General features: G+C 58.8%; 20 protein-coding genes and 1 pseudogene. 11 read left to right on the plus strand and 10 right to left on the minus strand.

Annotated elements, in window-relative coordinates; translation table 11 throughout:
• Positions 1-40: 40 nt before the first annotated feature.
• Positions 41-724, plus strand: a complete 684-nt coding sequence (locus tag HK28_RS03405; protein WP_086643207.1) for a Fe2+-dependent dioxygenase — start codon at positions 41-43, stop codon at positions 722-724.
• Between the two features lie 204 nt (positions 725-928).
• Entirely contained in the window at positions 929-2050 is a 1122-nt protein-coding gene (locus tag HK28_RS03410; RefSeq protein ID WP_233140319.1) for a hypothetical protein, read from the plus strand.
• Positions 2051-2637: 587 nt separating this feature from the next.
• Here HK28_RS03410 and HK28_RS03415 read toward each other — a convergent pair.
• From HK28_RS03415 to HK28_RS03430, 4 genes are all read right to left on the minus strand, one after another.
• Entirely contained in the window at positions 2638-4116 is a 1479-nt protein-coding gene (locus HK28_RS03415; RefSeq protein WP_086643236.1) for a replicative DNA helicase, read from the minus strand.
• A 475-nt stretch (positions 4117-4591) separates the two neighbouring features.
• A complete protein-coding gene (gene glyS / locus HK28_RS03420; RefSeq protein WP_086643208.1) occupies positions 4592-6679 on the minus strand; it encodes a glycine--tRNA ligase subunit beta in 2088 nt (695 codons plus the stop codon).
• 3 nt (positions 6680-6682) lie between these two features.
• Entirely contained in the window at positions 6683-7585 is a 903-nt protein-coding gene (locus HK28_RS03425) for a glycine--tRNA ligase subunit alpha (RefSeq protein WP_086643209.1), read from the minus strand.
• A gap of 170 nt (positions 7586-7755) precedes the next feature.
• Positions 7756-8244: a DUF2938 family protein gene (locus tag HK28_RS03430; protein ID WP_158093382.1), complete on the minus strand. Its 489-nt coding sequence runs from the start codon at positions 8242-8244 to the stop codon at positions 7756-7758.
• A gap of 210 nt (positions 8245-8454) precedes the next feature.
• On the opposite strand from HK28_RS03430, the gene HK28_RS03435 reads away from it, so the two are divergent.
• Positions 8455-9246, plus strand: a complete 792-nt coding sequence (locus HK28_RS03435) for an MBL fold metallo-hydrolase (RefSeq protein WP_086643211.1) — start codon at positions 8455-8457, stop codon at positions 9244-9246.
• Between the two features lie 12 nt (positions 9247-9258).
• On the opposite strand, the gene HK28_RS03440 is transcribed toward HK28_RS03435, so the two are convergent.
• The 3 genes from HK28_RS03440 to HK28_RS03450 are packed head-to-tail and all read right to left on the minus strand — an operon-like array spanning position 9259 to position 11988.
• Entirely contained in the window at positions 9259-10089 is an 831-nt protein-coding gene (locus tag HK28_RS03440; RefSeq protein ID WP_086643212.1) for a lysozyme inhibitor LprI family protein, read from the minus strand.
• The gene (locus HK28_RS03445) at positions 10086-11195 is read right to left on the minus strand and encodes a pesticin C-terminus-like muramidase (protein WP_086643213.1); all 1110 of its coding nucleotides are present in this window, start codon (positions 11193-11195) and stop codon (positions 10086-10088) included. The genes HK28_RS03440 and HK28_RS03445 overlap by 4 nt, the downstream gene beginning before the upstream one ends.
• A 55-nt stretch (positions 11196-11250) precedes the next feature.
• Positions 11251-11988, minus strand: a complete 738-nt coding sequence (locus tag HK28_RS03450; protein WP_086643214.1) for a class II aldolase/adducin family protein — start codon at positions 11986-11988, stop codon at positions 11251-11253.
• A gap of 632 nt (positions 11989-12620) precedes the next feature.
• Between HK28_RS03450 and HK28_RS03455 the strand changes: the two genes are divergently transcribed.
• On the plus strand, positions 12621-13769 hold the full coding sequence (locus tag HK28_RS03455; RefSeq protein WP_233140320.1) for an outer membrane beta-barrel protein: 1149 nt from the start codon (positions 12621-12623) through the stop codon (positions 13767-13769).
• A 361-nt stretch (positions 13770-14130) separates the two neighbouring features.
• Here the strand turns inward: HK28_RS03455 and HK28_RS03460 are convergent.
• Together HK28_RS03460 and HK28_RS03465 are read right to left on the minus strand one after the other, a co-directional pair.
• Positions 14131-14397 (minus strand): annotated as a pseudogene (locus HK28_RS03460) (HU family DNA-binding protein); the annotation flags it as partial.
• 934 nt (positions 14398-15331) lie between these two features.
• Positions 15332-16033 (minus strand): Crp/Fnr family transcriptional regulator, encoded by a 702-nt coding sequence (locus HK28_RS03465; protein WP_198945777.1) that lies wholly within the window; start codon positions 16031-16033, stop codon positions 15332-15334.
• A 414-nt stretch (positions 16034-16447) separates the two neighbouring features.
• Between HK28_RS03465 and HK28_RS03470 the strand changes: the two genes are divergently transcribed.
• From HK28_RS03470 to HK28_RS03495, 6 genes are all read left to right on the plus strand, one after another.
• Positions 16448-16936, plus strand: a complete 489-nt coding sequence (locus HK28_RS03470; RefSeq protein WP_086643218.1) for a hypothetical protein — start codon at positions 16448-16450, stop codon at positions 16934-16936.
• A 75-nt stretch (positions 16937-17011) separates the two neighbouring features.
• Positions 17012-17791: an OmpW family protein gene (locus tag HK28_RS03475; protein WP_086643219.1), complete on the plus strand. Its 780-nt coding sequence runs from the start codon at positions 17012-17014 to the stop codon at positions 17789-17791.
• 2 nt (positions 17792-17793) lie between these two features.
• A complete protein-coding gene (gene hemN / locus HK28_RS03480; RefSeq protein ID WP_086643220.1) occupies positions 17794-19146 on the plus strand; it encodes an oxygen-independent coproporphyrinogen III oxidase in 1353 nt (450 codons plus the stop codon).
• A 177-nt stretch (positions 19147-19323) separates the two neighbouring features.
• The gene (locus HK28_RS03485) at positions 19324-20454 is read left to right on the plus strand and encodes a hypothetical protein (RefSeq protein ID WP_086643221.1); all 1131 of its coding nucleotides are present in this window, start codon (positions 19324-19326) and stop codon (positions 20452-20454) included.
• Between the two features lie 311 nt (positions 20455-20765).
• Entirely contained in the window at positions 20766-21890 is a 1125-nt protein-coding gene (locus HK28_RS03490) for an AI-2E family transporter (RefSeq protein WP_086643237.1), read from the plus strand.
• A gap of 290 nt (positions 21891-22180) precedes the next feature.
• Positions 22181-23659 (plus strand): MFS transporter, encoded by a 1479-nt coding sequence (locus HK28_RS03495; protein ID WP_086643238.1) that lies wholly within the window; start codon positions 22181-22183, stop codon positions 23657-23659.
• Positions 23660-23729: 70 nt separating this feature from the next.
• Here HK28_RS03495 and HK28_RS03500 read toward each other — a convergent pair whose 3' ends face one another.
• Positions 23730-24233, minus strand: coding sequence for a Spy/CpxP family protein refolding chaperone (locus HK28_RS03500; protein WP_086643222.1), 504 nt, complete (start codon positions 24231-24233; stop codon positions 23730-23732).
• A 928-nt stretch (positions 24234-25161) separates the two neighbouring features.
• On the opposite strand from HK28_RS03500, the gene HK28_RS13935 reads away from it, so the two are divergent.
• Entirely contained in the window at positions 25162-25308 is a 147-nt protein-coding gene (locus HK28_RS13935; RefSeq protein WP_158093383.1) for a hypothetical protein, read from the plus strand.
• Positions 25309-25339: the final 31 nt, after the last annotated feature.

The raw sequence follows: 25339 nt of genomic DNA on the forward strand, positions 1-25339 counted from the left end.
AGGTACTTGATCTTGCGACAAGGCGCTGCAGGAGGCGAAGATGCTGGTTCATGTGAAGAACGTTTTGACCGCAGAGGAAGTCGCCTACTGCCGGGACGTGCTGGAGAGCGCCGAATGGGGCGACGGCAAGGCGACGGCTGGCCAGCAATCAGCGAAAGCCAAGCATAACCTGCAAATTCCTCAAAAATCACCTCAATGCAGGGAACTTGGGGAGTTGGTGCTGCGGGCGCTCGGCCGAAACCCGACCTTCACCAGCGCCGCCCTGCCGCTGCGCGTCTTTCCACCGCTGTTCAACCGCTACGACACTGGCATGTATTTCGACGCGCATGTCGATAACGCAATCCGCCCCGAACCCGAAACAGGCTATCGGATCAGGACCGACGTGTCCTCCACGCTGTTCCTCACGCCGCCGGAAGACTATGACGGCGGCGAACTGGTGATACGGGACACTTACGGCGAGCATAGCGTGAAGCTTCCGGCGGGCGATCTTGTCCTCTACCCGTCCACGAGTCTCCACAGCGTCAAACTCATCACGCGGGGCAGCCGCTGGGCGTCCTTCTTCTGGACCCAGTCCATGGTGAAGGACGACGGCAAGCGCACGCTTATGTACGAATTCGATCAGGCGATCATCGAGATCCGCAAATCACTACCGGACTCCCATGAAGGAGTGCTCGGGGTGACCGGGACGTACCATAATCTTCTGCGACAATGGGCCGAACTTTAATGGGGTCAGAGCGGTCACAGCCTCTCAGCTGTCTGGGAAAGTGCGTTTAAGGCGTAATCCGAGGCGGCGACTTTTGGTCGCTTCCATTTCGCGTCCCTGGCAAAAATCCGGATCATCCAGAACCCGGCGCGCCTCAGAAAGAGGGGGCCAGGGCGTTGTGCAAATGTCATGTCGCTGTAGTTTGGGGACACGATCCCGGCGTCAATGTCTGTGCCGTCGATCAAAAAGACCGAACAACAACTGGCGGCCTCAACGTTGCGAATCCACACTGTTCTGCCATTGCTCACAGCGTTTTTTCTCAGTGGGTGCTATGAGATCGGCCCGACACGGCTCGACCGTGATCAGAGCGATTATTCCAGAGCCCTGACGAGCGCGAGCAAGCAGCAGACGCTGTTGAATGTCGTAAGACTGCGCTACGCGGACACTCCGGGATTCCTTGATACGACGCAGCTCATTTCCGGATATCAGTTACAGCGCAACGTATCTGTCGGCATCGGGACCTATTCGGTCGCAACGCGGCCTTACGGCGGCATCGCGGCGCAATTGCAGGAGAGTCCGACCTTCACCTTCCAGCCTGTCACAGGCGACGCCTACGCGGAAAGCTTTCTCCGCCCGCTTCCACCCGCCAACCTGCTCCCGCTCGTCATGGGCGGCCTGCCCATCGACGTGCTATTCCGACTGTCCGTTCAATCGGTCAATCTGATCAACAACGTTGGCCCCATGGGCGGCGAGAACGCACGCGGAACTCCTGTATTTTTTGACCTTCTATCTGACCTGAGAGCGTTGCAGCTTGCTGGTCTGCTTGGCATCCAGCTTGAGAGGACGCCACAGACGCAGGGAACGGAAGCTCAACCTGACCGCGTCTATCTCTCCATCACGTCGTCCGATGATCCGGTCTTATCCGGAGTCGTCCGCGAAGTAAGGCGCCTGCTGGGAATGGCCCAGAACGATGAACGGGTCGAAGTCACTTATGGCGGCGGACGCCCGCGGCCGGGACAAATTCGCCTCCTGACCCGGACAATTCTCGGCGTTCTGGGACAAATCGCCTATCAGATCGAGGTTCCGCAGGATGACATCGTCTCCGGACGCACGCGGCCGACAATCAGGCTGACGGGGCACGAGAAACGTCCCATTGTCGTGATCCACGTCACAAATGAAAAACCAGATTCGGTCTTTGTATGGACCACGTACAATCACAAATACTACTGGATCGCCGACAACGATTATGACAGCAAACTGGCTTTCACGATGCTGCAGATACTTCTTGAGCTCTCCAAGACAAGCAAGGAACCGAACACAATCGTAACCATCCCGGCGAACGGTTGATCCCGACTTACTCTATAGCTTTTTTGTTTGCATAGCATGCGTCATGCAAGAGACCCGGGCTCGACTATATGCAAACTTCCGTTCTGTGAAGAACGCGTGCAACGTGCGGTGGAAGCGTTTTACAGACGGGTTTCACATTCTATGCAATATCTTTTTCCCTATGCAGCTTTAATACTTTACACTGATTACATACCTTAATAGGCTCTTCTATACAAAAGACCTTTATCCAAATGCGAATTAAGCCACACTCAAAACATGACACCATCCTGGTCCAACTGCGGTCACTCTAAATTTTCACCAAATTTTGAAATATTTCTGATAAAACGGCATCATTTCTCATGACCGAAATTCACGATGAAAAATACGAAAACTTAACTCACAATAAATAAAATATTACGAATATTAATAAATTAAAATAAGAAAATTCTCGGAATTTTCTGAAAAATCCCAACAAATCATAGAAACGCCACAGCAACGTCCGTGAGAAAAACAGCAGACCACAAACTGACTCTCTCAGCCCCATCCGATGCTTGAGTGAACGTCCACGAGCAAACCGTGTTCGGGCGACAACGCCGCCCGAACACGCCTCAATGCATCGGATAATCGTCGTGCATCGTGTCGAGATCAGCGAAACGCGTGAACTCGCCTTCGAAATACAGGTGCACGACGCCCGTCGGACCGTGACGCTGTTTCTCAAGAATCAACTCAGCCTTGTTATGCACAAGCTCCATCTTACGCCGCCAGTCGTCAAGCGCCGCCTGGTATTTGTCGGCGGAATCAAACGCCGTTTCTTTCGGTTCACGCTGCTGCAGGTAGTATTCATCGCGATAGACGAACATCACCGCATCTGCGTCCTGCTCGATCGAGCCGGACTCACGCAGATCCGACAACATCGGACGCTTGTCCTCCCGGCTCTCCACCTGACGGGAAAGCTGCGACAGCGCGATGACCGGCACTTCCAGCTCCTTGGCGATCGCCTTCAGCCCCTGCGTGATCATCGAAATTTCGAGCACGCGACTTTCCGGCTTGGTGCCGACCGCAGGCCGCATGAGTTGCAGATAATCGACCACCACGAGACTCAACCCCTTGGTGCGCTTCAACCGTCGACAGCGCGTACGCATGGCCGACAGTGAAATCGCTGGCGTATCGTCGATCATCAGCGGTAACTGCGCCAGTTCGCGGCTGACGCGCACGAAACGGTCGAATTCCTTCTGCCCGATATCGCCACGACGGATGCGCTCGCCGGACACCTCCGCCTGCTCGGACAGAATACGCGTGGCCAACTGCTCCGCCGACATTTCGAGCGAGAAGATCGCAACCGCGCCATCAGGCTGTACGCCGTCGCCCTGCTCCTGCGCTCGACGCAACAACTCGCGCGCGGCGGAGAACGCCACCTTTGTCGCAAGCGCCGTCTTGCCCATGGCCGGACGTCCCGCAAGGATCAGCAAGTCCGACGGATGCAGGCCGCCAGTCTTCTTGTCGAAGTCGCGCAATCCGGATGTCAGGCCCGAAACGTCGCCAGCGTTGCTGAACGCCTTCTCCGCAACCTGAATCGCATTGGTCAGGGCGCGATCGAATGCTGTGAAGCCGCCATCCTGTCCCTTGTCGGTCGCGAGGCGAAAGAGTTGCTCCTCGCCCGCCGCGATCTGGTCCGGGCCGTCCAGCCCCTCGGTCGCGCCAAAGGCGTTGTTGACGATGCCTTCGCCGATATCGATCAGTTGCCGGCGTATCCAGGCGTCGTGGATCGCGCGGCCATAGTCGCCAGCGTTGATGATGCCGACCATCGAGGTCAGCAGCCTGGCGAGGTAGGCCATGCCGCCGACGCTGTCGAGCAACCCGGAATGCTCCAGCGTCGCACGCAACGTCACCGGGTCGGCGAGTTGTCCGTTCTCGATGCGTCGGGCTATCGCGTCGTAAATCTCCCCGTTCACGCGGCTGGCGAAATGCGCGCCGGTCAGGAAGTCCGAAACACGGTCGTAAGCCCGGTTGTTGGTCAGCAGCGCGCCGAGCAGAGCCTGCTCCGCGTCCGGGTTGGCTGGAGGCTGACGCAGGGAGACGCCCAGCATGCCGCCGTCCTGAGACGACGGGGCGGCGGAATCGGCGGAGTCGAGAATGGTCACCTCCTGAGCATAACACCCGGAGGTGGGTTACGCAGGGCTTAAGAGTGTTTCAAGAGGGACCGCGCAGGCCCGGCGCCTCAGGGCGCCGCTTTGCTGACGCTCCCGCACGAGATGAACAAAAATACCCGCCTCCGCAGCCCCACGACGACGCGAACGGCGAACTACGCCGCTCGGACGCTCGTTCTCGCGCGGCGGAGCCGCTCAAAATCCGGTCCGTGAAGCGCGATAAAACCGGGCGCAGCCGACCGGGGTTGGCCCTTTCGGCGCCAGCGACGAAAAAATGCTCCGCAACCGACTTACAAACGAGAATGGCGACTGCCCGGGGAGAGTTCTCATCTAAACAAACAGGGATCAAAGGAACCACGGCCCTTTGTGGGGAGCGGGGCAAAGCCCCGAAAATCTGCTCCCCCCTGAATGCTCCCTACCCGTCGATCTGTCCAAAATCGGCGATCAGCCGTGTCATGCGCGCAAGCTCTGACAACAGCCGCAGCCTGTTGGTCCGGACCGCCGCGTCGGCGGCGTTGACCGTCACGGACTCGAAGAATGTGTCCAGAACCGGACGCAGGCCCGCCACGTCGCGCATCGCGTCGCTGAAGCGCTCTTCCGCAATCGCCGCCTCGACCGCCGGGATCACGCGCGACAGAGCCTCCGCCAGCGCGCGCTCCTCCGGCTGGCTATACAAAGACGCATCAGGAGCGCCCTCGTGCGGACCGTCCTTTTTGTCTTCGATGCGAAGGATGTTGGCCGCGCGCTTCGTCGCAGCCAGCAGGTTGCGACCGTCCTCGGTCTCCAGCATCGACGCCAGAGCGTCAGTGCGGGCCAGCAGACGCGTGATGTCGGTGTCGGTATTGCCCGCCGAAATCGCCGCGAGAATGTCGTGGCGCGCCCCTTCGCTGCGAAGCTGCACACGCAGACGTTCCGCGATAAAGCCTGGCAGGAGATCCAGATCGGGCGCGTCGCGCAACGCCTCGGGCAACGCTTCGGCTGCGGCCACGAACAGCGCGACCAAATCCAGACGCAGCCCGTTGGTGCGGATCAGATTGATCACGCCCAGCGCGGCGCGGCGCAGACCATACGGGTCGCCTGATCCGCCCGGCTTCGCGCCTGCGGCGAAGAAACCCGCGAGCATGTCGAACCGTTCGGCGAGCGCAACCGCCACGGACACCGGCGCCGTCGGCACGCTGTCGGACGGGCCACGCGGCTGGTAATGCTCGGCCACGGCGGCGCAGACGGGGGCGGCCTCACCATCGTGGCGAGCGTAATATCCGCCCATCACGCCCTGAAGTTCCGGGAACTCCCCGACCATGCCGGTCAGAAGATCGGCCTTCGCCAACAGGGCCGCACGCGCCGCCTGTTCGGCGTCGGCGCCGATCATCGGTGCGATCAGGCGAGCCAGCCGCACGAGACGGGCGACGCGCGCGCCCTGACTGCCGAGACTTGCATGGAACGTCACCGCATCGAGATCCGCGACGCGGGATTCCAGCGTGCGCTTGCGGTCCAGATCCCAGAAATGACGCGCGTCGGAGAAACGGGCGCGCAGCACGCGCTCGTTGCCCGCGATCACCTGCGCGCCGCCGTCCGTCGGGTCGATATTGGCGACGAAGGCGAAACGCGGCGCCGCGCTTCCGTCGCTGTGGCGCAGCGCGAAATAGCGCTGGTTCACACGCATCGAGACCTGCATGACCTCTGGCGGAAGGCCCATGAACTCCTCGTCGATGCGCCCCAGAAGCGGAACGGGCCATTCGACCAGACCCGCGACCTCGTCCACCAGACCGGGATCGGTCGCGACCGCCAGGCCCTCTTCACGCGCCAGTTCGTTCACGCCAGTCACGATGGCCTGCCGACGCTCTGCAGCGTCCACAAGCACGCGGCGCTCCCGCAGGCCTTGCGCCCAGCTTGCGGCGTCACGCACCGCGAACGCCTCCGCGCTGCGCACGCCGACCGGCCAGAAGCGATGCCCTTCGGTCAGATCACCGCTGCGCAAGCCATGCCCGGTATCCTCGACGCCTCCCTCATCGGTCACCAGCGAGAACGGCACGATCACGCCGTCCAGCAGGCACAGGATGCGGCGCAAGGGACGAACCCAGGTGAAGCCGCTGCCTGTGCCCCAGCGCATGGATTTCGGCCACGCAAACTGCCGCAGCAGCCCGGCGACGCGCTCCGCCACATAAGGAGACGCGGCGATGGCGGGCGTCTGGCGGTTGAGCACCCAGAAGCCGCCTTCAGCGACAAGTTCGTCCTTCGTCGCGCCGTGCTTGCGCAGGAAACCCGCCAGCGCCTGCTCCGGCGCGCTCTCGCGCGGGCCGCGCTCCGACACCGTCTGCGACGGCACTTCGGCGTCAACGGCGCACGTCAGCGCTATGCGGCGCGGCCCAGTGAAGCTGCGCGCGTCGCGCGGGTTCAGGGGCGCGAGCGCCTTTGTGACAAGCCGCGTCAGTTCCTCGCCCGCCGCTTCCTGCATGCGAGCCGGGATTTCTTCGGAAAACAGTTCAAGCAGAAGTTCGGCCATGACTCAGCCCTCGCCCTTCGTATGGGCGGACTCACCAGCCAGCCAGGTCTCGCAGCACAGTTTCGCAAGCGTCCGCACACGCCCGATGTAGGACGCGCGCTCGCTCACGCTGATCACGCCACGCGCGTCGAGCAGGTTGAACAGATGGCTGGCCTTCAGGCACTGGTCATAGGCGGGCTGCGCCACGCCTGCTTCCGCAAGCGCCACCGACTGCTTCTCCGCATCCATGAAGTGCTGGTGCAGGATGGAGGTGTCGGCCAGTTCGAAATTGTGTCGCGAGTAATCGCGCTCGGCCCGCAGGAACACGTCGCCGTATTTCAGCCCGGCGCCGTTGAAGTCCAGATCGTAGACGTTCTCCACGCCCTGCACATACATGGCCAGACGCTCCAGCCCGTAGGTCAGTTCGGTCGAAGGCACAGTGACGGGGATGCCGCCCACCTGCTGGAAATAGGTGAACTGCGTCACCTCCATGCCGTCGCACCAGACTTCCCAGCCCAGCCCCCATGCGCCGATCGTGGGGTTCTCCCAGTCGTCCTCGACGAAACGGATGTCGTGCAGGTCCGGGTCGATGCCGATGGCCCGATAGCTATCGAGCAGCAGTTGCTGGCTTTCTTCCGGCGTCGGCTTCAGCAGCACCTGATACTGGTAATAATGCTGCAAACGGTTCGGGTTCTCGCCATAACGCCCGTCGGACGGACGGCGGCATGGCTGCACATAGGCGGCCTTCCAGGGCGTGTCGCCCAACGCGCGCAGCGTGGTGTGCGGCGACAGCGTGCCCGCGCCGACCTCCACGTCATACGGCTGGAGAATGGCGCAACCTCGTTCCGACCAGAAACGGTGAAGGGTCAGGATCAGATCCTGAAAAGACAGCGGTCTGTCGGTGAGGCGGGGTGACGCCGGGTCCATTGGGCAGGCAAGCTCCGGTATGGGTGCAAGGAGGGCGCACCATACAGCCGCCGCCCGGAGACGAAAAGGCGAGGAAGGCTCGCCTTCCGCGCTTACTAGCCGCCGACGAGCCTCATCAGCCGGCTACGCCGGCCGCACGGACCTGCCGCTCGACGGATCGTCGCCTCTCGTCACATCGCCGCAGCGACGCCCAAAGCCAGAGCAAACTGGGCCAGCGCGAAGACCGCATGAGCAACCAGCACATACGCTATCGTCATCGGAGGCGACGGCGTCTTGCGCGCAAGCAGGCCCCCGCCCATCGCGGGCATGAAAAACCCGAGCCCCGCCACGGTGCTGACCACAAGCCCTATGACCAGACACGGGCCAAGACCCGGATCGCGAATAAAGTCCGCGCCCCAGAACAGTGGCAGCATCGCAGCGTAAGCCAGACCGACGACATAATGGAACGCCCAGCCCAGAACGCTTTCCGTCGTCGTGTTGGGGGCCGCATTCGTCCCGTCAAAGAAAAACCGTCCCGCCGGGAGACCAAGAAGCCAACGCCCCACCGACGGCCAGTGCGCGCCCGGCAGCCAACCCATCTTTCTTGCGATCAGACCCCACAGGTCGAGCGCAAGCGTCGATCCCACGCCGACCACCATTATGAAAAGGAATGTCTGCACTGCCTGTCCTCTGACGATGAAACGTGTTCGCGACCCGAACCGAGAGGGTAACGTCCGCATCCCCGGTTGCGCCATACCGCAGCGCGCCTTTCGCAGCCCGAAGACCTCAACGTCTGGTGATCGTGACGCTGCAACGCGTCCGAACCCTATGCAAAACCGGAAACCTGCCCCTAATTAGCGCGGCGCGTTTTCAACAGGCCTGCAAATTCCATGAAGTACCTTGAGCCGACACCAGAATACGGTCTCCCGATCGTCGAAAGCGAGGGCCTGACCCGCATCGTCGCGCGCAATCCCGGTCCGATGACCTATCACGGCACCAACACGTGGCTGATCGACACGCCGGAGGGACGGGTAGTGCTTGATCCGGGGCCGGACGACCCGGAGCACCTGCGCGCCGTGCTCGACGCCTGCGGCGGGGGGACGCCCACCATCTTCGTCACGCACTGGCACCACGACCATGAGGCCGGGGCTGCGACCCTCGCGCAGATGAGCGGCGCCACGGTCTATGGCGGCGCGCAAGGGCTGGACGTCGATGCGTTCCATGCGCCGGGCCTGCGGCTCGTGAAGACGCCCGGACATTCGATGGACCATGTGTGCCTCGATATCGGTGGCGGGCGACTGCTGTCCGGCGACCATATCATGGGGTGGTCGACCACTGTTGTTCCGCGTTCGCCCCATGGCGACATGCGGCTGTATCTCGACAGCCTGCAATCAGTGTTGTCCGCCGGGTATGAGGCGATCTTCAGCGCCCATGGCCCGACCATCACCGAACCGGAAGCGTTCGTGCAGGGGCTGATCCGCGCGCGCCAGCGCAAGATCCAGCAGACGCGCGGGCTTCTGACGCAGGGCTGGCGCAGCGAGGAGGAGTTGCGCGACGAGCTTTACGGCGCGATGCCGGACAAGCTGCGCCGGGCGTCTGCGGAGATGCTGGGGGCTATGCTGGATGAGTTGGAGTTACGGGGGGAGGCGGAGCGGGGGGAGGATGGGTGGCGAGCGGCATGAGGGAAAGCCGGGTCAGTTTGTTTTCACACGCCATGGTTGAAAATTATTCCAGCATGGCTCGTTGCCTTTTGCGCAGACAATCGCAACCGCCCGCATATCGCCATTTTGCGAAGGAATAAGAATAATCGGCGAATTCCATTTTCCGGACAGGCGGCCGGAAAACAGTTCCTGTGCGGGATCTAGATGAAGCTCCTGCTCATATCGACGGGCTTCGGGCATAGAACCGAGCGTCACCTTCGACCAACTGACCGGTTGGCATGGCCCATTATTGAAGCATAACCCCTCCGGAGTAGCCGTAACCTGATCGCCTTTCTTCGGAAGGCGTTGCTTCGATAGCTGCTCATCTTCTGAAGTTATGCCGTCTTCACCCTGCTCTTTTTGAAGCGGCCCCACCGACCAGAGACCGCGGAGAATTATCGGATTTATGGTGTCAAGCAAACCATCTTCTTGCGTGTCGGCAGCGCTTAGCAAGGCTGTAAGCTCATCAATACGTCGGCCGTATATTGGCGCCAAACAGTTGGAGGTCCGATTTTTAGAACACTGCGCATTGCGCGCCTGCAACCATCGCCGTTGCTGCACCCGTAACGGTTTTTCTGTTTTCGGAGAAGTTTTTTTCAAAAGCTCCGCATAGTCGTCGTTAAGTTTATTATCCATCTCCAATAACGTATTGTCAGCGCAAATTGCTTTTTCTATGGCCGTCGATGTTCTTGCACAGTCGGCAGCGAATGACGGCGCATTCGAAAAATTTAACGCACACAAAAATATTATTGATTTTTTTAAACAATGTTTCTTCATACCATTCCGCCACACAGTTTTTACCCCCCTGAACACACGAAGAATCATCGGGATTTATCGTCGACTGCACCCGTTGTAACTTCGGGCGGCATTTGCTGCTGAAGGAGATTCGCTTCACTGGCTATACGGTCTCTGTACTGAGTGTAAGACTGCAAAGCAGCGATAGCATCTTTCCAGTTTCCTGCCAGAGCGTTGCTTCGGAAATCAATGGCGCTGGAAAATTTTGGCCCGGGCCCTTCCTGGTAGAATCTCGATATCCAAACTGTTTGCCACCCTTGCGGAAGAGCCGTAAATAAAGGAACCCCTTTTTCTATTCTTGCATTCCAGATTCTCATCGCGCCGCTAGCTATCGACGTGAACACAGCCGTGTCGCAGGCGTCGGCCTCTTCCTTTGTCAGTATAGGGACTGGTCCGAGCGTAGCCACTAACGCCACGACCTGAGCTTTTGTCATATGACGCATTTTCCGGTTCGCGAACGGTCGTATTTTTTGAAGAAGCGTTTCGGAAAAACCCTGTTTGGTCATTTCGTCTACGCTCCATTGGCCCAGATCAAATCCCGAAGCCACCGTCATGCCACTTTGGCCGATAACCACCCCATGCTGCATCGGCACATAACCTCTTAACCACTGATCGCCTTCTGCGTTTGCTATAAATTGAAAATTTATATTAGTACCCAATTTAGGGTTTATAACCGCAAAAGCCTGTTCACTGGTCTTTGTGGAAAATCTGCTTTTCATACGACGGGATTCAAGGACCCACGCCTGCCCGCATATTATGGCGTTACCTATTTCTCGCAGAAGCGTAGCGCGATCGATTGGCTGATGCGCTGGCGTCAGTTGCCTGTAGAGTGTCTGTAAGGCGAGAACCGTATCAGCCCGAAGGCCTAGGGTGTTCATAAAATTCTGGACATCAACAGGCGAAGCGAACCGTCGCGTTACTGCGCGCCAGGCTGGAGGAAGAAGGCCCGTCCCAATGACTGTCTTCTGTAAACCGTGACCATGGGCGTGAACAAGGTGAGCTTTAAGCCAAATGAATACAGCGTCGTCTTCAATGTCTATGCGGTCGTCCAGTATCGTGACCCGCTCGTCCGCCGCTTTCCATGCGGCATCGACAGGCACATATGGGCGGGGCGCTGTTTTCGTTTGAATGGCCATCGTATGCTACCGTCCTCTTGCGGTTGCACTTTTAGCCCATATCTTGGGTTTTATTCTACTCCCGATACCCCGGCTGCTCCCGATCCAGCTTCCGCTTCAACGCCGTCCACACCAGCATGCCTTTATCCTCTTCCCTCTGGAACTGCGCGAAGGTGCGATCGACCATGGCCGGGGACGGCGTGATCAGCTTCGCGCCGGTGGACTGCGCCGCGACCTGAATGCGGCATGCCTGCTCAAGGTAATACATGCGATAGAACGCCTCCGCGACCGTGGCGCCGACGGTCAACAGGCCATGGTTGGCGAGGATCATGGACTTACACTTGCCGAGATCGCGCACCAGCCTTTCCCGCTCGCTCAGATTGTCGTCGGCGGCCACGCCTTCATAGCTATGAAAGGCGACGTCCCGGCAGAACTCGATGCTGATCTGGTTGAGCGGCAGGATGCCGCCCTCCTGCGCTGCGATCACCATGCCGGCCAGCGTATGGGTGTGCATGACGCAGGCGGCGTCGTGGTGTTCCCGGTGAATGGCGGAGTGGATGACGAAGCCCGCCGGGTTGACGTCGTGGCTGGTCCTCTGTGCGGGCTGCCCGTCGGCGTCGACGATGACGAGCGAGCTGGCCGTGATTTCCTCGAACAGGAAGCCATAGGGGTTGACCAGAAAGCGATTGGCGTCCCCCGGCAGGCGCACGGACAGGTGCGTATAGACAAGGTCGGTCATGCCGAAATGGGCGATCAGACGATATGCGGCGGCCAGATCTTCGCGAAGGCTCTGTTCGGTCGTTCCGGCGTCCATGTCGTGCGTCTCCTTCCCGGCGGTCGCCCCTTTGCGCGGCGTCGCGTTACTTTCGATGTCGATACTATCGGGTGCGCCCGGTTTGTTGAAGCTGCGGCGGGGCGGCAGACGTCATTTCATCGGAAGAACAGGCGCCTGTCGTGTGCATGGCGCGCCCGGCCGCCGTTTGTGTGCGAGAGATGGTCTGCAAGACGAGAATTGCACGACGGACGCTACGTCACGGAACTCCGGCCCGAAAGAGGCGCATGCGTCGCGGGGAAAGATGGTTTGAGTCGAATATTTTATATATAAATTTGTATTCAAAAAAAATCGTTCTGAATACGGACCGGATTTCGTAATGCAGTCATATGTGACGCTTACTTGCGCTGTCTTCTATAATTTGCCTTATTCTGGCTCGATACTCGTTTTCATCCATCAGGAAACAGTGAACCACTCTCAAGCTGCTTATTTACGGGACGCAACCCGCGCACAGATGGCGCGTAACGCTTACAAGCCGGAGAACCGATCATGAAGCCATTCGTAGGAAGGGTCGTCTGATCTCCCCGTACGCCCTGACGAATGGGCTCCGGGCGGCGGCGCTATTTGCCGCTGTCGTTGCGCCCGCGGCGGCGCGCGGCGCAGCGTCTGAAACCGTGACTGCGCAGGACTGGCTTTCCAGCGTAACGTTCGCGGCCCAGATAGAGGGCGGCGTCAACGCCAACCCGGCCCGGCCCGGCAATGGCGTCAATTATGGTCAGCTCATCGGAGATCGCGCCAATCAGGCTCAGCTCAACCAGTTGACGGTCACGATGGCGCGGGCCGTGGACACCGCCGCCAGTGGGTATGATTTCGGCTTTGTCCTGCGCGCGCTCTACGGCTCCGATGCGCGTTATTACAATCTGGGCGGACTTACGGACCGGGCGATCTCCTCGCGCTATCAGTTCATCCTGCCGCAGGCGCATGTAGACGCGCACCTGCCCTGGCTGACCCGGCGCGGGCTCGACGTGCAGGCGGGGGTTCTGGGTTCCCCGATGGGGATCGAGACGCTCGATCCTGCGACGCGGCCGTTTTATTCTCTGGCCTACACGACAGAATTCGCGACCCCGTTCGAGCATATCGGCGCGATGTTCCAACTACACCTCAACAAACATTTCGACATTCTGTTTGGTGTGGACACAGGCAACCAGACCTCGTTCGGAGGCGGAGACAATAACGACGCGGCGGCGGGTTATTTCGGCTTTACCGGCACGGGGCTGGCAGGCGGAAAGCTGGCTGTCACTTATCTTGGCCGCGTCGGCCCGGAAAATGCCGTTCGCCTTCTGGGCGTGCGCGCCAACGGAGCGCAACGCTTCTGGAACGATCTCGACGTCACGTATCAGCTCAGCAGCAATATGACCCTGACTGGCGAGTTGAACGTCATGCACGATGAGGGCCTGCGCGCCGATACATATGGGTTTGTCAGCTTTCTAAGCTACCATCTGACGCCGACTCTCACCCTTAACTATCGGGGGGAGATATTCCGGGACAACACCGGACTTGTGGTCACAAGTTTTCTGTCGGACACGGCTTATATGCGGGCGCTTTTCGGCAAATCGGCCGCAACGCAGTCGGCGCCGGTTACGACATATGGAGCGCTTACGCTCGGCGCGACCTGGCGGCCAGAGACCGGGCATGGCGTGAAGCTGTTCGAGATAAGGCCGGAAATTCGATTTGACCGCTCTTTGAACGGCACGACGCCCTTCAACGACCTTCGCAATGTCGGGCAGTTCACGTTTGGAGCGGATATGGTTTTGGGTTTTTAACCGCTCTTGCGCCTGTTCGTGGCGCCGAGGGAAGCTCGGTAGAGAACCCCGTATGCGGGGAGGCCGGTGCAGCTCGTTATTACCGACAATTACAACTACAAAATGCAGGGCAGTAACCCGCCCTTCGACCCGCCTGCTCTCCTCCTTGAATGAGGAGACTGCATGGCGGCGCAGAAGCGCCGCCATGCGCACCGAAGACAGAGCTCCGGCGCGACCAGACGGGTTGGTCAGATCACTTGCGACCGCGACGCGCGGCGGCAGGAGCCTTCTCGGCGACGGCGGACTTGGCGGCCTTTTTCGCAGGCGCGGCGGCCTTCGAAGCGGCGCTCTTCTTCGCAGCGGGCTTCTTGCGAATTTCGGTGACCGTCTTGCGGAGGACCGGAGAAACCTTGAAGCGCACCGTGCTGCCAGCCTGCACCTTCACGGGCTCGCCCGTGCGGGGATTCAGGGCATTGCGGGCAGGCGTATCGTGCACGGTGAACGCGCCGAAGCTCGGCAGCGTGAAACCACCGGTCGACAGCAATTCGCCGACGATCGCATCGATCAAATCTTCAGCCGCCTTCTGCGCGGCGACTCCCGTGCTCCCGAAGGAGTCCTGCAGCACCGCTGCAATGAACGCTTTGCTCATGTGTAAACTGTAACTCCGTAAACTCGCTGGTGCGACGCACACCGCGTTTCCATGCACATACAGCGACGCAAGGACGCATGACAATCATCAGTTTCAGTCTGAACCAAGAAGATTTTGTCATTCGCCCGATTTCCCGTCTCCGGCGCGTCCCAAAGAACACATAAAATCAAAATGTTCGGCCCCGGAAAATGCTTGAACCCGCCATTGGGCAAGCAACACAATTTTTTGGAAAGTTAGATTCGAATTCGTTACGTACTGTTGGTCACACGTCACATCTGGATGTGAGCGCTTATCAGAACACGACATTTTTGCATGGATTAATTTTGATCAGAAAATTATTTTTTACGTTTCGCAAAGTATTCTACTTTTGTTCACTCACCTTCCCCACATTGCCAAAGAAGATCACGGAGAGTCCATCTGGAAAAATCAACGCCCAAAAAAAACAACCACCTACTTCGAAATAGCGTGAAGCACTTCAAAGCAAGGCTTGGAAAATAACGAAATCACCGCCCGAAGCGGAAATTTCCAACTCTATACAAAACCCCGATACAGCAGAGTATCTCAGGCGATAACGCGTCGATTGGGAACATATGTTCTTTTTACACAACATATCTCGCAACGCGGCGCATTTCCCGTGACGACTCGCACAAAAAATGGCCGTCGTTTCTCTTCGAAAACCGAGGGGCTGGTAAAATCGTGAAACGATCACGCAGAACCAATTACGCTCTGAAAAAATAAATAACGCCACGCTCGCTATGTCCGCACGCGCCACTGCGACACGCCTTCAGTAAGCAGATCGGTTCAACAATTTTGCGAAGTAATAATCTTTGGTGAGTGATCGTAAAAAATTTGCCCTTCTGATACGGACCCACCATGAAGGCAATAGGAAATGTGTTTTTTATAAGTTCTATTAAAGTCGAATAAACGACGCCGCTCAGCCGTCACCGCTGCCGATCGCTTCAAGTCGGCTCACCGACGGAATGTGAATATCCTGCCCTGCGCCAACGCCGATCAGATGCTCCCGCCGCAAGCGGCTGAAAGTGCGGCTCACAGTCTCAACCGTAAGGCCCAAAAAATCTGCTATATCGGCGCGTGTCATGGGGAGAAGGATATCCGCCACGGGTGGAATATGCTCCCCGTATTTTTCAACCAAACGACCATACAGGAAGCTCGCGACGCGTTCATGCGCCGTCTTGCGCCCCAAAAGCAGCATCTGGTCCTGAGCTGCCACCAACTCGTTCGCAGCTTCGGCGAGCAGGCGGCGCTCTATGCTCGGAAACTCTTCCATGAGCGTCTCAAGTTTCGTACGCGAAAAACGGCACAACTGAACTTGCTCGACTGATTCAGCCCCAAAAGCGTAATGGTCAGAAACGGCCAACCCCAGAAAGTGTCCTACACCGACAAATCCCGTTATCTGCCGCCGTCCATCGGGAAGCGACTTGAACAGCTTCACCGTGCCGCCAGTGACGTTGAAGAAATCGTGAGCATCCGACCCCTCTTCGATAAACATGTGGCCTGCGGGCACAGTCACTTTTACGGCGGCGCGGGACAAGCGCTCCAGTTCTTTGTCGGCAAGGGCGCTGCACACGCCATGACCGCGAACTTCGCAGGCGGCGCAATTTGTGCAGCCTTCCATGCCAGCCAATACAAGCCGCCGAGGCCGATGGACGGCTTGATCTGATAAAGATACAGTCGACACGAGGTTTTTATCCTCCTTATGCAGACCGCGAGTATGGTCCAGGCGCAGATGTGTGTTGTTTTACCGTGAGAACGCGCCAACCGCATCCCCTTCGTTCGAATAATTTCTTGACCTATATCATTGTCCCGACCCGTCTCCACCAGCCACCAACGAGACGCAGAAGATTATTCGTGAAAGCCCGCTGCTGGTGAAGTGACGTGCAATTACCGCGCCGTAGCGAAACGACCTCCAGAGGTCGTTTCGCTACGGCGCATAAAACACGTGACAAGCGCAGCCATACGAAGGCGTGAGCGTCGAGCATTTCCCGACAATCTTGTGGGTAAACGCGAACTGGCAGGGATGATACACACAATGGCGCCAAGGCGCGCGAACGCCATTCCCATTCAGGTCGAACCCATGGGAAGACACGACCTTCTCGTCGCCTATCCGCTGATGAGACTGAAGACGCCTTCCATGACGCCCGGCGACTGGATGCGCACAGCTCGGGTTCTAACGCGCGAAAACGAAAACCCTACGCAGGGCGGCCTGCTGGCGCGTTACGAAGGGGCGCGGGCCCCTTGCGGTCTGGCTATTTATCGTCGTGAGGCGAAGCGCGGTGGAAAGACACGGCTGATCGTGGATTCCATCATCGTCGCCACCTGCGGCGCGAGCTGGCCCGTTGTGCATGCGATCGCGGCGGAAAGCGTCAGGGTAGCGGCCCGTCTTGGGTGCGTGGAAACGGAATACCATATAGCTGCGCAGGACATGGCTATGGCTTTTGAATTCCATGCGGCCGGAATAGCCGACGAAATTGTCGTGCTGCAGAAAAACCACAGACCGATGGAACAGCCATTTTCTTGATCCAAATCAAGGTTTCTTCGTGATCGTCATGGTTTGTCCGTCTCGACGTAAAGTTTTTCTGAAAGACGACCTGCCATGACCGCACTCCGCTCCGCATTGGCCGCAGCGTTGCTTGCGGCGAGCGCCTTCACCGGCGCCGCCCACGCACAGACAGCGCAATCCGCGGCCACCTATATCAACGCGCCTGTGGCCGCGCCGGTCGCGGCTCCCGTTTCCCACGGCGGCCATTGTGGCCTGTTCGAAACCTGCGCCAGCACGCGGATCGGACTGGGGCGCGGTGATTTCATCGTCCGTCTGTCTGCAATTGGCGTTCTTCCGCAGGACCGCGACAGCAAGCTCTGGCTGAACGGTGCTGCGATCCCGGGTCGAGTCAAGGCTACGCGTCAGGCTGCGCCGGAGTTCACGTTTGAATATTTCTTCACGGACAATGTTTCGGTCGACCTGATTGCGGCCAGCACACGACATGAGATCGCCGCCGACGCCACGCCTTACGGCCACATCGACGTCGGCAGCGCATGGGTGCTTCCGCCGACCGTCACCTTCGCGTGGCACTTCCGTCCCCACAAGCGCTTCAATCCGTACCTGGGTGTCGGCGGTTCGCTAACCTGGTTCCACAACGTCTCTCCGGCTGGTGGTCTGGTGCAGAAACTGAACATGGGCGTGACCGGCGGTCCGGCGATCAACGCCGGCTTCGACTACCAGCTTGTAGGCAACTGGTTCTTCAACGTCGATGTAAAGCAGATCTTCATGCGCGCCCACGCCTGGGCGAACGATCGTGGGTCGGGGGCTTTTATCAAGGCGCATGATTCGCTTGATCCGACCGTCGTCGGCATGGGCATCGGATACCGTTTCTGAAAATGAATGTAGCGACCGCCGACTTGCTGGCGCGCTACAGCGGCAATCTGCCGCGCTATACAAGTTATCCGACCGCGACCCGCTTTACGGACGCGGTCGGTGCAGAAGACGTCGCCGTCTGGCTGCGATGTCTTCCTCCGGCCAAACCGGTCTCCCTCTATTTCCATGTGCCCTTCTGCGACGAGCTATGTCGTTTTTGCGGCTGCAACACCTCGGTCGTCCGTTCGGAACCAGCGCGCAGGGCTTACGGCCAGCTTCTGCGCGAAGAGCTTCGGCGTGTCGCCGCCCTCATGCCGCAGACGGACCGCCTTCTTCCTGTCTCTCATATTCATTTCGGAGGCGGTACGCCGACGACGCTATCAGTCGAAACGCTGCAAGCCATACTCGTTGAAGCGCAAAAGCTCTTCGACCTGCAGCCCGACATCGAGCAATGCGTAGAGCTGGATCCCCGCCATTTTTCGGAAGCTATGGCGAAAAACCTCGCTGCAATGGGCTTCACCCGCGGCAGTCTCGGTGTTCAGGATATAGATCCAACTGTGCAACGCGCCTGTGGCCGCATACAAAGTTTCGAGCAAACCGAGACCTGTGTCGCAGCGCTCCGACGTGCAGGATTTCGCAGCGTGAATATAGATCTGATCTACGGTTTGCCCCTGCAGACGACGTACGGCGCACGGCGGACTGCCGACAGGATCGCCAGCCTGCGCCCTGATCGCCTCGCGGTGTTCGGTTATGCGCATGTGCCCTGGAAACAAAAACGTCAGGGTCTGATCAAGGACGCCGATCTGCCTGACGGCGCCGAGCGCCTGGCGCAGCGGGAAATTATCGACCAGACCCTCCGTGCGCATGGGTACGAAGCAGTCGGTCTCGATCACTATGCCTTGCCGGACGACGCATTGGCCAAAGCTGCGCGCGAAGGCTCGCTGAGACGCAACTTCCAGGGCTACACGACCGACGGGGCAGAGACTCTTCTCGGTTTCGGCGCTTCCGCGATCTCTTCCTTTCCCCAAGGTTATGCCCAGAACATCGTTTCAGCCGCCGCCTATGCGCGTGAGCTGGATGCTTCGTCTGCGCTCCCTGTCGCGCGCGGCGTCACGTTCTCTGACGACGACCTTATCCGACGACGCCAGATCGAACGCATCATGTGCGGCGCGTCCGTTGATCTTGCGGATGGTTCTTTTCAACGGGAGCAACCCGCTCTCGACGCTCTGGCGCGTGATGGCCTCGTCTTCGTCGACAGCGGACGATTGTTCATCACTGAAGCCGGACGGCCGTTTCTGCGTCATATCGCCGCAGTCTTCGACCGTTATCTTCCGAACGGGGACGACACTGCGCCTCGCTACGCTCAAGCGATCTGACCACACGTGGCCTGATGAGGCGGCCTGCTCTTCGACGCGGCGCCTGTGGCGTCCATGAAAGCGGGGGTCTCGGTTGATCGCAAGCCCCCCCAATTTCCTTCGTTCTGCGCGTGCTTGTGCCTGTCCCAAAGCTTCCCTAGAACATGGCCTAGCTACTCTGCGTCCGGAGCCGTTTGAATGTCCGAAGCCAGCACCCTCAGCGACTTGTCTGCAAGCGACCTGGCCGGAAACGAACGCGCCATAGCCTATCTCGGTGAACATGGCTGCAGGACTGTCGAAGACGCTTTCGCCCTTGCTAACATCCTCCACACGGATCGCTGTGTCGCGGAAGCCGCCCGTCTCTACCGGCGAGCGTACGACCTGCATTCAAAACAGCCGCACCAGATGCCTCCGGCGCACACGCTGCTGCATGTAAGTCTTCTGTGCGAACTGAAAAGCGGCGAGACGCCCGCTGACGACGATCTGAAGCAGTTGCGGGCTCTCTCCATACCCTATTTCAACTATATCACTGGCATTCAGGCAGCGTGGCGGACCGGCGATTTTGTCAAAGCCGCCCGTATCATGGGCAACTGCTACGATGAGTTCCATACGGGGGAAGAGTGCGACTGCCTCTATCTGGAGGTTATGCGCAACGTCTATCGCGACACCCTTTACAACGGCGCGAATTCGGCTTTCGGCGCGATTCCCAGAAAAATCTATATGTACTGGGATCAAAACCCTCCCGAGGAAATCGAGAAAAATTTCTCCTATCACCGTTCCCTTCAGGGCGTGGACGTAAAGATTTTCGATCAGGAAGAAGCCGCCCAATGGCTTTATGACGTCTACGGCGTTGAAGCGCGGAACCTGTTTCTTTCGTCGCGCCACCCGGCGGAAGCCGCTGACTTCCTGCGCGTGCATGTCATCCAGCAACTTGGCGGGTGGTGGCTGGACGCGGACATACGCCTGAAATCGGAGCAGGTTTTCTTCGAACGACTGGATCATGGCAGAGATCACGTATTTCTTCTGACGAACAATCATTACATCCACAATGATTTTTTCGGATCGATCTCCAACAGCCCTATTCTTGGCGACATACTTCTGTCTCTTTACAGAAACAGCTACCTCTATCCGGGGCTTTATATTCCATACAAAACAGGACCCGGCGTCTTCAATCGCGCTGTGAACAGGGCTTTCCACGCCGACTTCAACCGCCTCGGCAGTCTGCCGTCCATGAGGATTTACGATCAGGCCACCTTCAACGACGTCATCGAGGAGTTCGACGTCAAATACAAATTCGAGGGAAAAACCTGGCACACCGTGAATGCATAAGTGCGTCGACACGGTCATATAGTTCGGGGCTGCATCTGCCATCGTTTTTTAGCGTAGCGAACTTTGCCTGATCATCGGTCGGATACGTGCATTCGTCGAAACTGGCGCAATCGGCACGAAATGGATTTTACAACGCGCACTTCAGTTCAGGCGTGCACGCCCGTCGGCGTCATCTGAATAATTACGGACAACGACGCATCTGACGATTGAACATCGTGGCGGGATTTGCGTTCAATATCTCGGGCTTCAACAGAAACCACATTTTTCAACCGTTACGACTCCGATCATTTTTTCTTTCGCCAGAGCAGCACATGCAATCCACTCCCGACCCATCGCTCCCCTACCTTCGACCCAACGTCCACCCACCGGGTCGGCGTCCGTTCCAATTTTGGGCGCAGGGCGTGCTCGTCGCCATCATCGTCGGCCTTACCCTCTATACGTTGGGGCGGTTCCGTGTGGCTCTTCTCTGGAGCGCCGTCCTCGGGGTCACATGTTGGCCGTTGATGATATGGCTGCAGCAGCGATGGACATCCCGCCATGCGGCTACACTTATTCCCGCTTCCATTGTCGCCGCCATCGGGCTCGCTTTCGTCGTGCCCACCGGCTTTCTCATCGGCGCGGCGGCAAGCGAAGCCAAGGACGGATCTGCATGGGTCAAACAGATCATGACCGAGGGCGTCCCGCAGCCAGCGTGGCTGGACCGCCTTCCATGGGGTAAGGCGCAAGCGGAAAGCTGGTGGGCGAACAATCTGGCTCAGCCGGATAGTGCGCGCGAACTGGTGCGACATCTGCGGACTGAACAGAGTCTTGGCGCTATCGAGCATCTCGGTCATGACGTCGCCAACAGACTGGTGCTCCTTACCTTTACGCTTCTGATCCTGTTCTTTCTCCTGCGTTCAGGCCCGCGCCTGACGAACGGGCTGGACCTGCTGATCTGGCGTCTTTTCGGCCCACGAGGCCGCATGGCGCAGCAACAGATCGTCGGCGCCGTGCGCGGCTCAATGGCCGGCCTGGTTCTGGTCGGGTTGGGGGAAGGCCTCATTATAGGCCTGTCCTACGTCGTCGCGGGCGCGCCCCAGCCACTCCTGCTCGGCATATTCACAGCTCTGGCGTCCATGATTCCAATGCTCGGGTCGGTTGCCGTCGCTCTCAGCGTCGCTCTGATTCTGATCAAAGGAAGCGTAGTCGCGGCTGCATGCGTCGCGGTGTTCGCCGGCGTTGTGCTGTTTCTTGCAGACCACTTCATCAGGCCTGTCCTGATCGGCGGCTCTATTCGCTTACCCTTCGTCTGGGTCCTTCTCGGTATTCTCGGAGGTTTGGAGACCTGGGGCTTGATCGGCCTTTTCGCCGGGCCCGTCTTGATGGCTCTGGCGCATCTTTGCTGGCGGTTCGGCTCCACCAGAGCCAACGGGGAGAGACAGGCACTTGACGCCTGAACGCCGCAAAACGTCGGCAAGCCTTGAATAGATGAAGTTCTGCGTTTCTCATCAGCATTAGGCGTCACTGTTCAAGCAAGAGGTCTTTTGCCCGGCCAGTCCAACGCCCCCTCGTTGCAGCCGAGTCCCACCACCGAGTTGACGGGTTCGCCGCATCGGTTCGTGCATCGAAACGACGCGGTTGCATAACGCCCGTCACAAGTTGCGTCCTGACGAGCTTCCGAACGAAGATGCGGGCTGCTTTTCCCGATTTCGAGCAACGGAAAACGCCCGAAGGACGCCACCTTTCTATGCCTGACCAACGGCCGCAGACCGTCACTTCCGACTTGGCAGCCTCGCAGCCCTTGCGCACCACCATTCCGGCGCGTCTGGACCGCCTTCCATGGTCACGATTCCACACTCTGCTTGTAGCGGCGTTAGGCGTGACCTGGATTTTGGACGGGCTGGAAGTGACCATCGTGGGCACGCTCGGCCCGGTGTTGAAAAGATCCGACACGCTTTCGCTGACCGACGCACAGGTTGGAGAGGCCGCCTCAGCTTACGTGACGGGGGCTGTGTTGGGGGCGCTAGGGTTCGGTTGGGCTACGGACCGGATGGGTCGACGGCATATATTCGTAATCACCCTCGCCCTCTACATTATCGGCGTCGGATTAAGCGGCCTGTCCTGGAACGCAACCAGTTTCATGATTTTCCGGATGATTACCGGGCTTGGAATCGGCGGAGAATACGCGGCCATAAACTCCGCGATCGACGAACTTGTGCCCGCCAGAGTGCGGGGGCGCGTCGATCTGTTTGTTAACGGCACATTCTGGGCGGGCGCGGCTTTGGGGGCCGGGGCCTCTATGGGACTGTTGAAATCGCAGCTGCTGCCGGTTCCTGTCGTCTGGCGTCTACTTTTCGTCATCGGCGCAATTCTCGGAATGGCAGTTGTTGTCCTGCGTCGCTGGGTTCCGGAAAGTCCTAGATGGCTGATGACGCACCGCCGCGTAGCGGAGGCTGAAAGCGTCGTGGAACAGATCGAGCGCCGCGTTCGCGCCGACGGCGTCGAAGCAACCGCGATGAACGGAATTCTGCCGTCGGTGGCTATTTATCCTGCAGGAAGTTTTTCGCTGCTCGACTGCCTGAAGGTCATGATCGGCGATTACCGAGGCCGTACGGCCTATGTATTGGTCCTGATGATTGCTCAGGCCTTTCTATACAATGCTGTGTTCTTCACCTACGGCCTTGTACTGACGCGTTACGGCCACGTCGCAGATGAGCAGGTAGGGCTTTACATATTTCCGCTCGCCCTCGGCAATCTGCTGGGACCACTCCTGCTGGGCCGATTTTTCGACACGGTTGGACGGCGGCGTATGATCGCGATCAGTTACGGGGTCTCTGGTCTGCTCATGCTGGCCGTGTCCTGGCTGTTTGGCGACAACGTTCTGACAGCGTTTACGCAGACAATTTTCTGGTCGGCCATTTTCTTTTTCGCGTCCGCCGCAGCCAGCGCCGCCTACCTCACCGCCAGCGAGATATTTCCGTTGGAAATGCGCGCTCTTGCCATCGCGTTGTTTTATGCCGTCGGCACACTGTTCGGGGGCGTCGCGGCGCCGACGCTATTCGGCCGGCTGATCGAGGCGCCCGGGCCGGCGCCGCTTGCTTGCGGCTATCTGGCTTCAGCGATTCTGATGTTGGCGGCGGCGGCCGTCACCCTGAAATGGGGCGTCGACGCGGAGGGCCAATCCTTGGAAGCCGTGGCGCCGCCGCTCTCATCATCGCGGCGATAAGGCCATCGCGGCGCCGATTCTGGAGGCATGCCGTCTCCAGAATTGTTACAAAATGAGCGTGTTTGGAAAACTATTCCGGTTGCGGTCCGGGGCGCTCAATGTCGTGCAGTTGCTTGAGAAGTGCGGACACCTGATCGTGCCGCGCCTTCGCCTTCGCAAGTTGTTCCGGCGTGAGGAGATCATGAATTTTCACGGCGACGTCCAGGCGAGCAGCGTCTTCCTTCGCGTGCAGAGCCTCTTCCTGCTGCTGCAACGTCGCCAGTTGCGTCTTGTCGACAGCGCCAGGGGTCAACAGGATGTTCGTGATCTGCTCGTGAATATCACGCCCCTGATCACGAGCGTCCTTTTTGTCCTCATGAACCTGTTTGAAGATGTCATGCAGCGCCGATTTCTGCTTCGATGTAAGATCGAGCCCTTCGAGCATCGGAAAGCCTGGCCCGCCCATACCGGGACCATGAGGGCCCGGGCCAGCCTCCATGGGGGGATGATCGTGGGCGACGGCGCAACCGATCAGACCAAAAGAGCCCAGAGCGATCACCATCGTAGGCATTACTGCAAGCAAAGTCCGCTTCATCGTTTTCCATCCTGAGGGGCGGGATCCGAAGTCACTCGCCCGATTTACATGACCACAACCCAAGTATGCGTCACGACGCGACCCAGCATTGATACGAAATGTAAGTATACGGCTGACCGATGTAACGATCTCATCTGAAGTGAACGTGCTCTTAACTGTCTTTCATGGATGAGTGTTGGCGCGATTTCGAATGGGATTAAGGCGTCGCTCCTGAATTAGAAGGAGCCGCGCTTCAAGCAGCGGAATCCGCCTCCCGTGAGCATGCTCAGATTACCTGAGCTCGCCACTGGAGGAAATATCTTCGGGTATCTTCCAACCAATGTTAAAAAACTGGAAGGCACGGAAAGCTCTATATTGCGTGCCGCGGCAAAAGTCCGCCTTTCGACGCTCGGCAGCCCGCTTCGACGAACTGGCGGCGACTACGGGAATTTCTAAAACGAAAAGAGCCGACGTAGCCGGTGGCCGCAAAATTACAGCGCGGACAGGCGGGACGCTCTTCTTGCAGGTTCAACTGCGAGTTCACAAGTTTCGGCGAGCAGGCGTTATCGAGGCGATTCAGCCGAGGTCAGGGTGACCCGCCCAAGTCGCGGGCTGGAACGAACGTGCTGGCAGGAGAACTGTAACGTGGCTCCCTCAAAACGACATACCCCGACTTAACACTACGTAGAGGCCTAGCAAGGCATAAGAAGTTGCAACTCGATACACTCAGGGCGGCCCTGTGTCTGAAACGTGTCCCCCTGCCGTGCACCCACGATCAGGCAGGAGCCAGACTTATCCAGGGCCTCCCCCTCACCACAACACCGTCTATTCTTACGCCGACAGGCAATGCTCGATCAGAGGCTCTGGGGCCGTCCGCCAGGCATAATTCGTCCCCCCGAACCACGTCTCAGAAACTCCTTCTTACAGAGTCAGGAGCGGAGCTGTAATCATGCGTCGTGCAGTGACATTTCTCGTAGCGACGTCAGCAATTCTGCTCGCGACGCGCTTGCTGACCGACGTGGTTTACAGCCACGAATCGACCGAAGCGTTTCTGGTGTTCAAGCACCCCGCCACACTTGCAACTAGGGCCTGTTAGGTCTTGAGATGATCTGCCGTTGCTGCAATGC

This window comes from Acetobacter sp. DsW_063, assembly GCF_002153745.1.
In the GTDB taxonomy this organism is placed as follows: Bacteria; Pseudomonadota; Alphaproteobacteria; order Acetobacterales; family Acetobacteraceae; genus Acetobacter.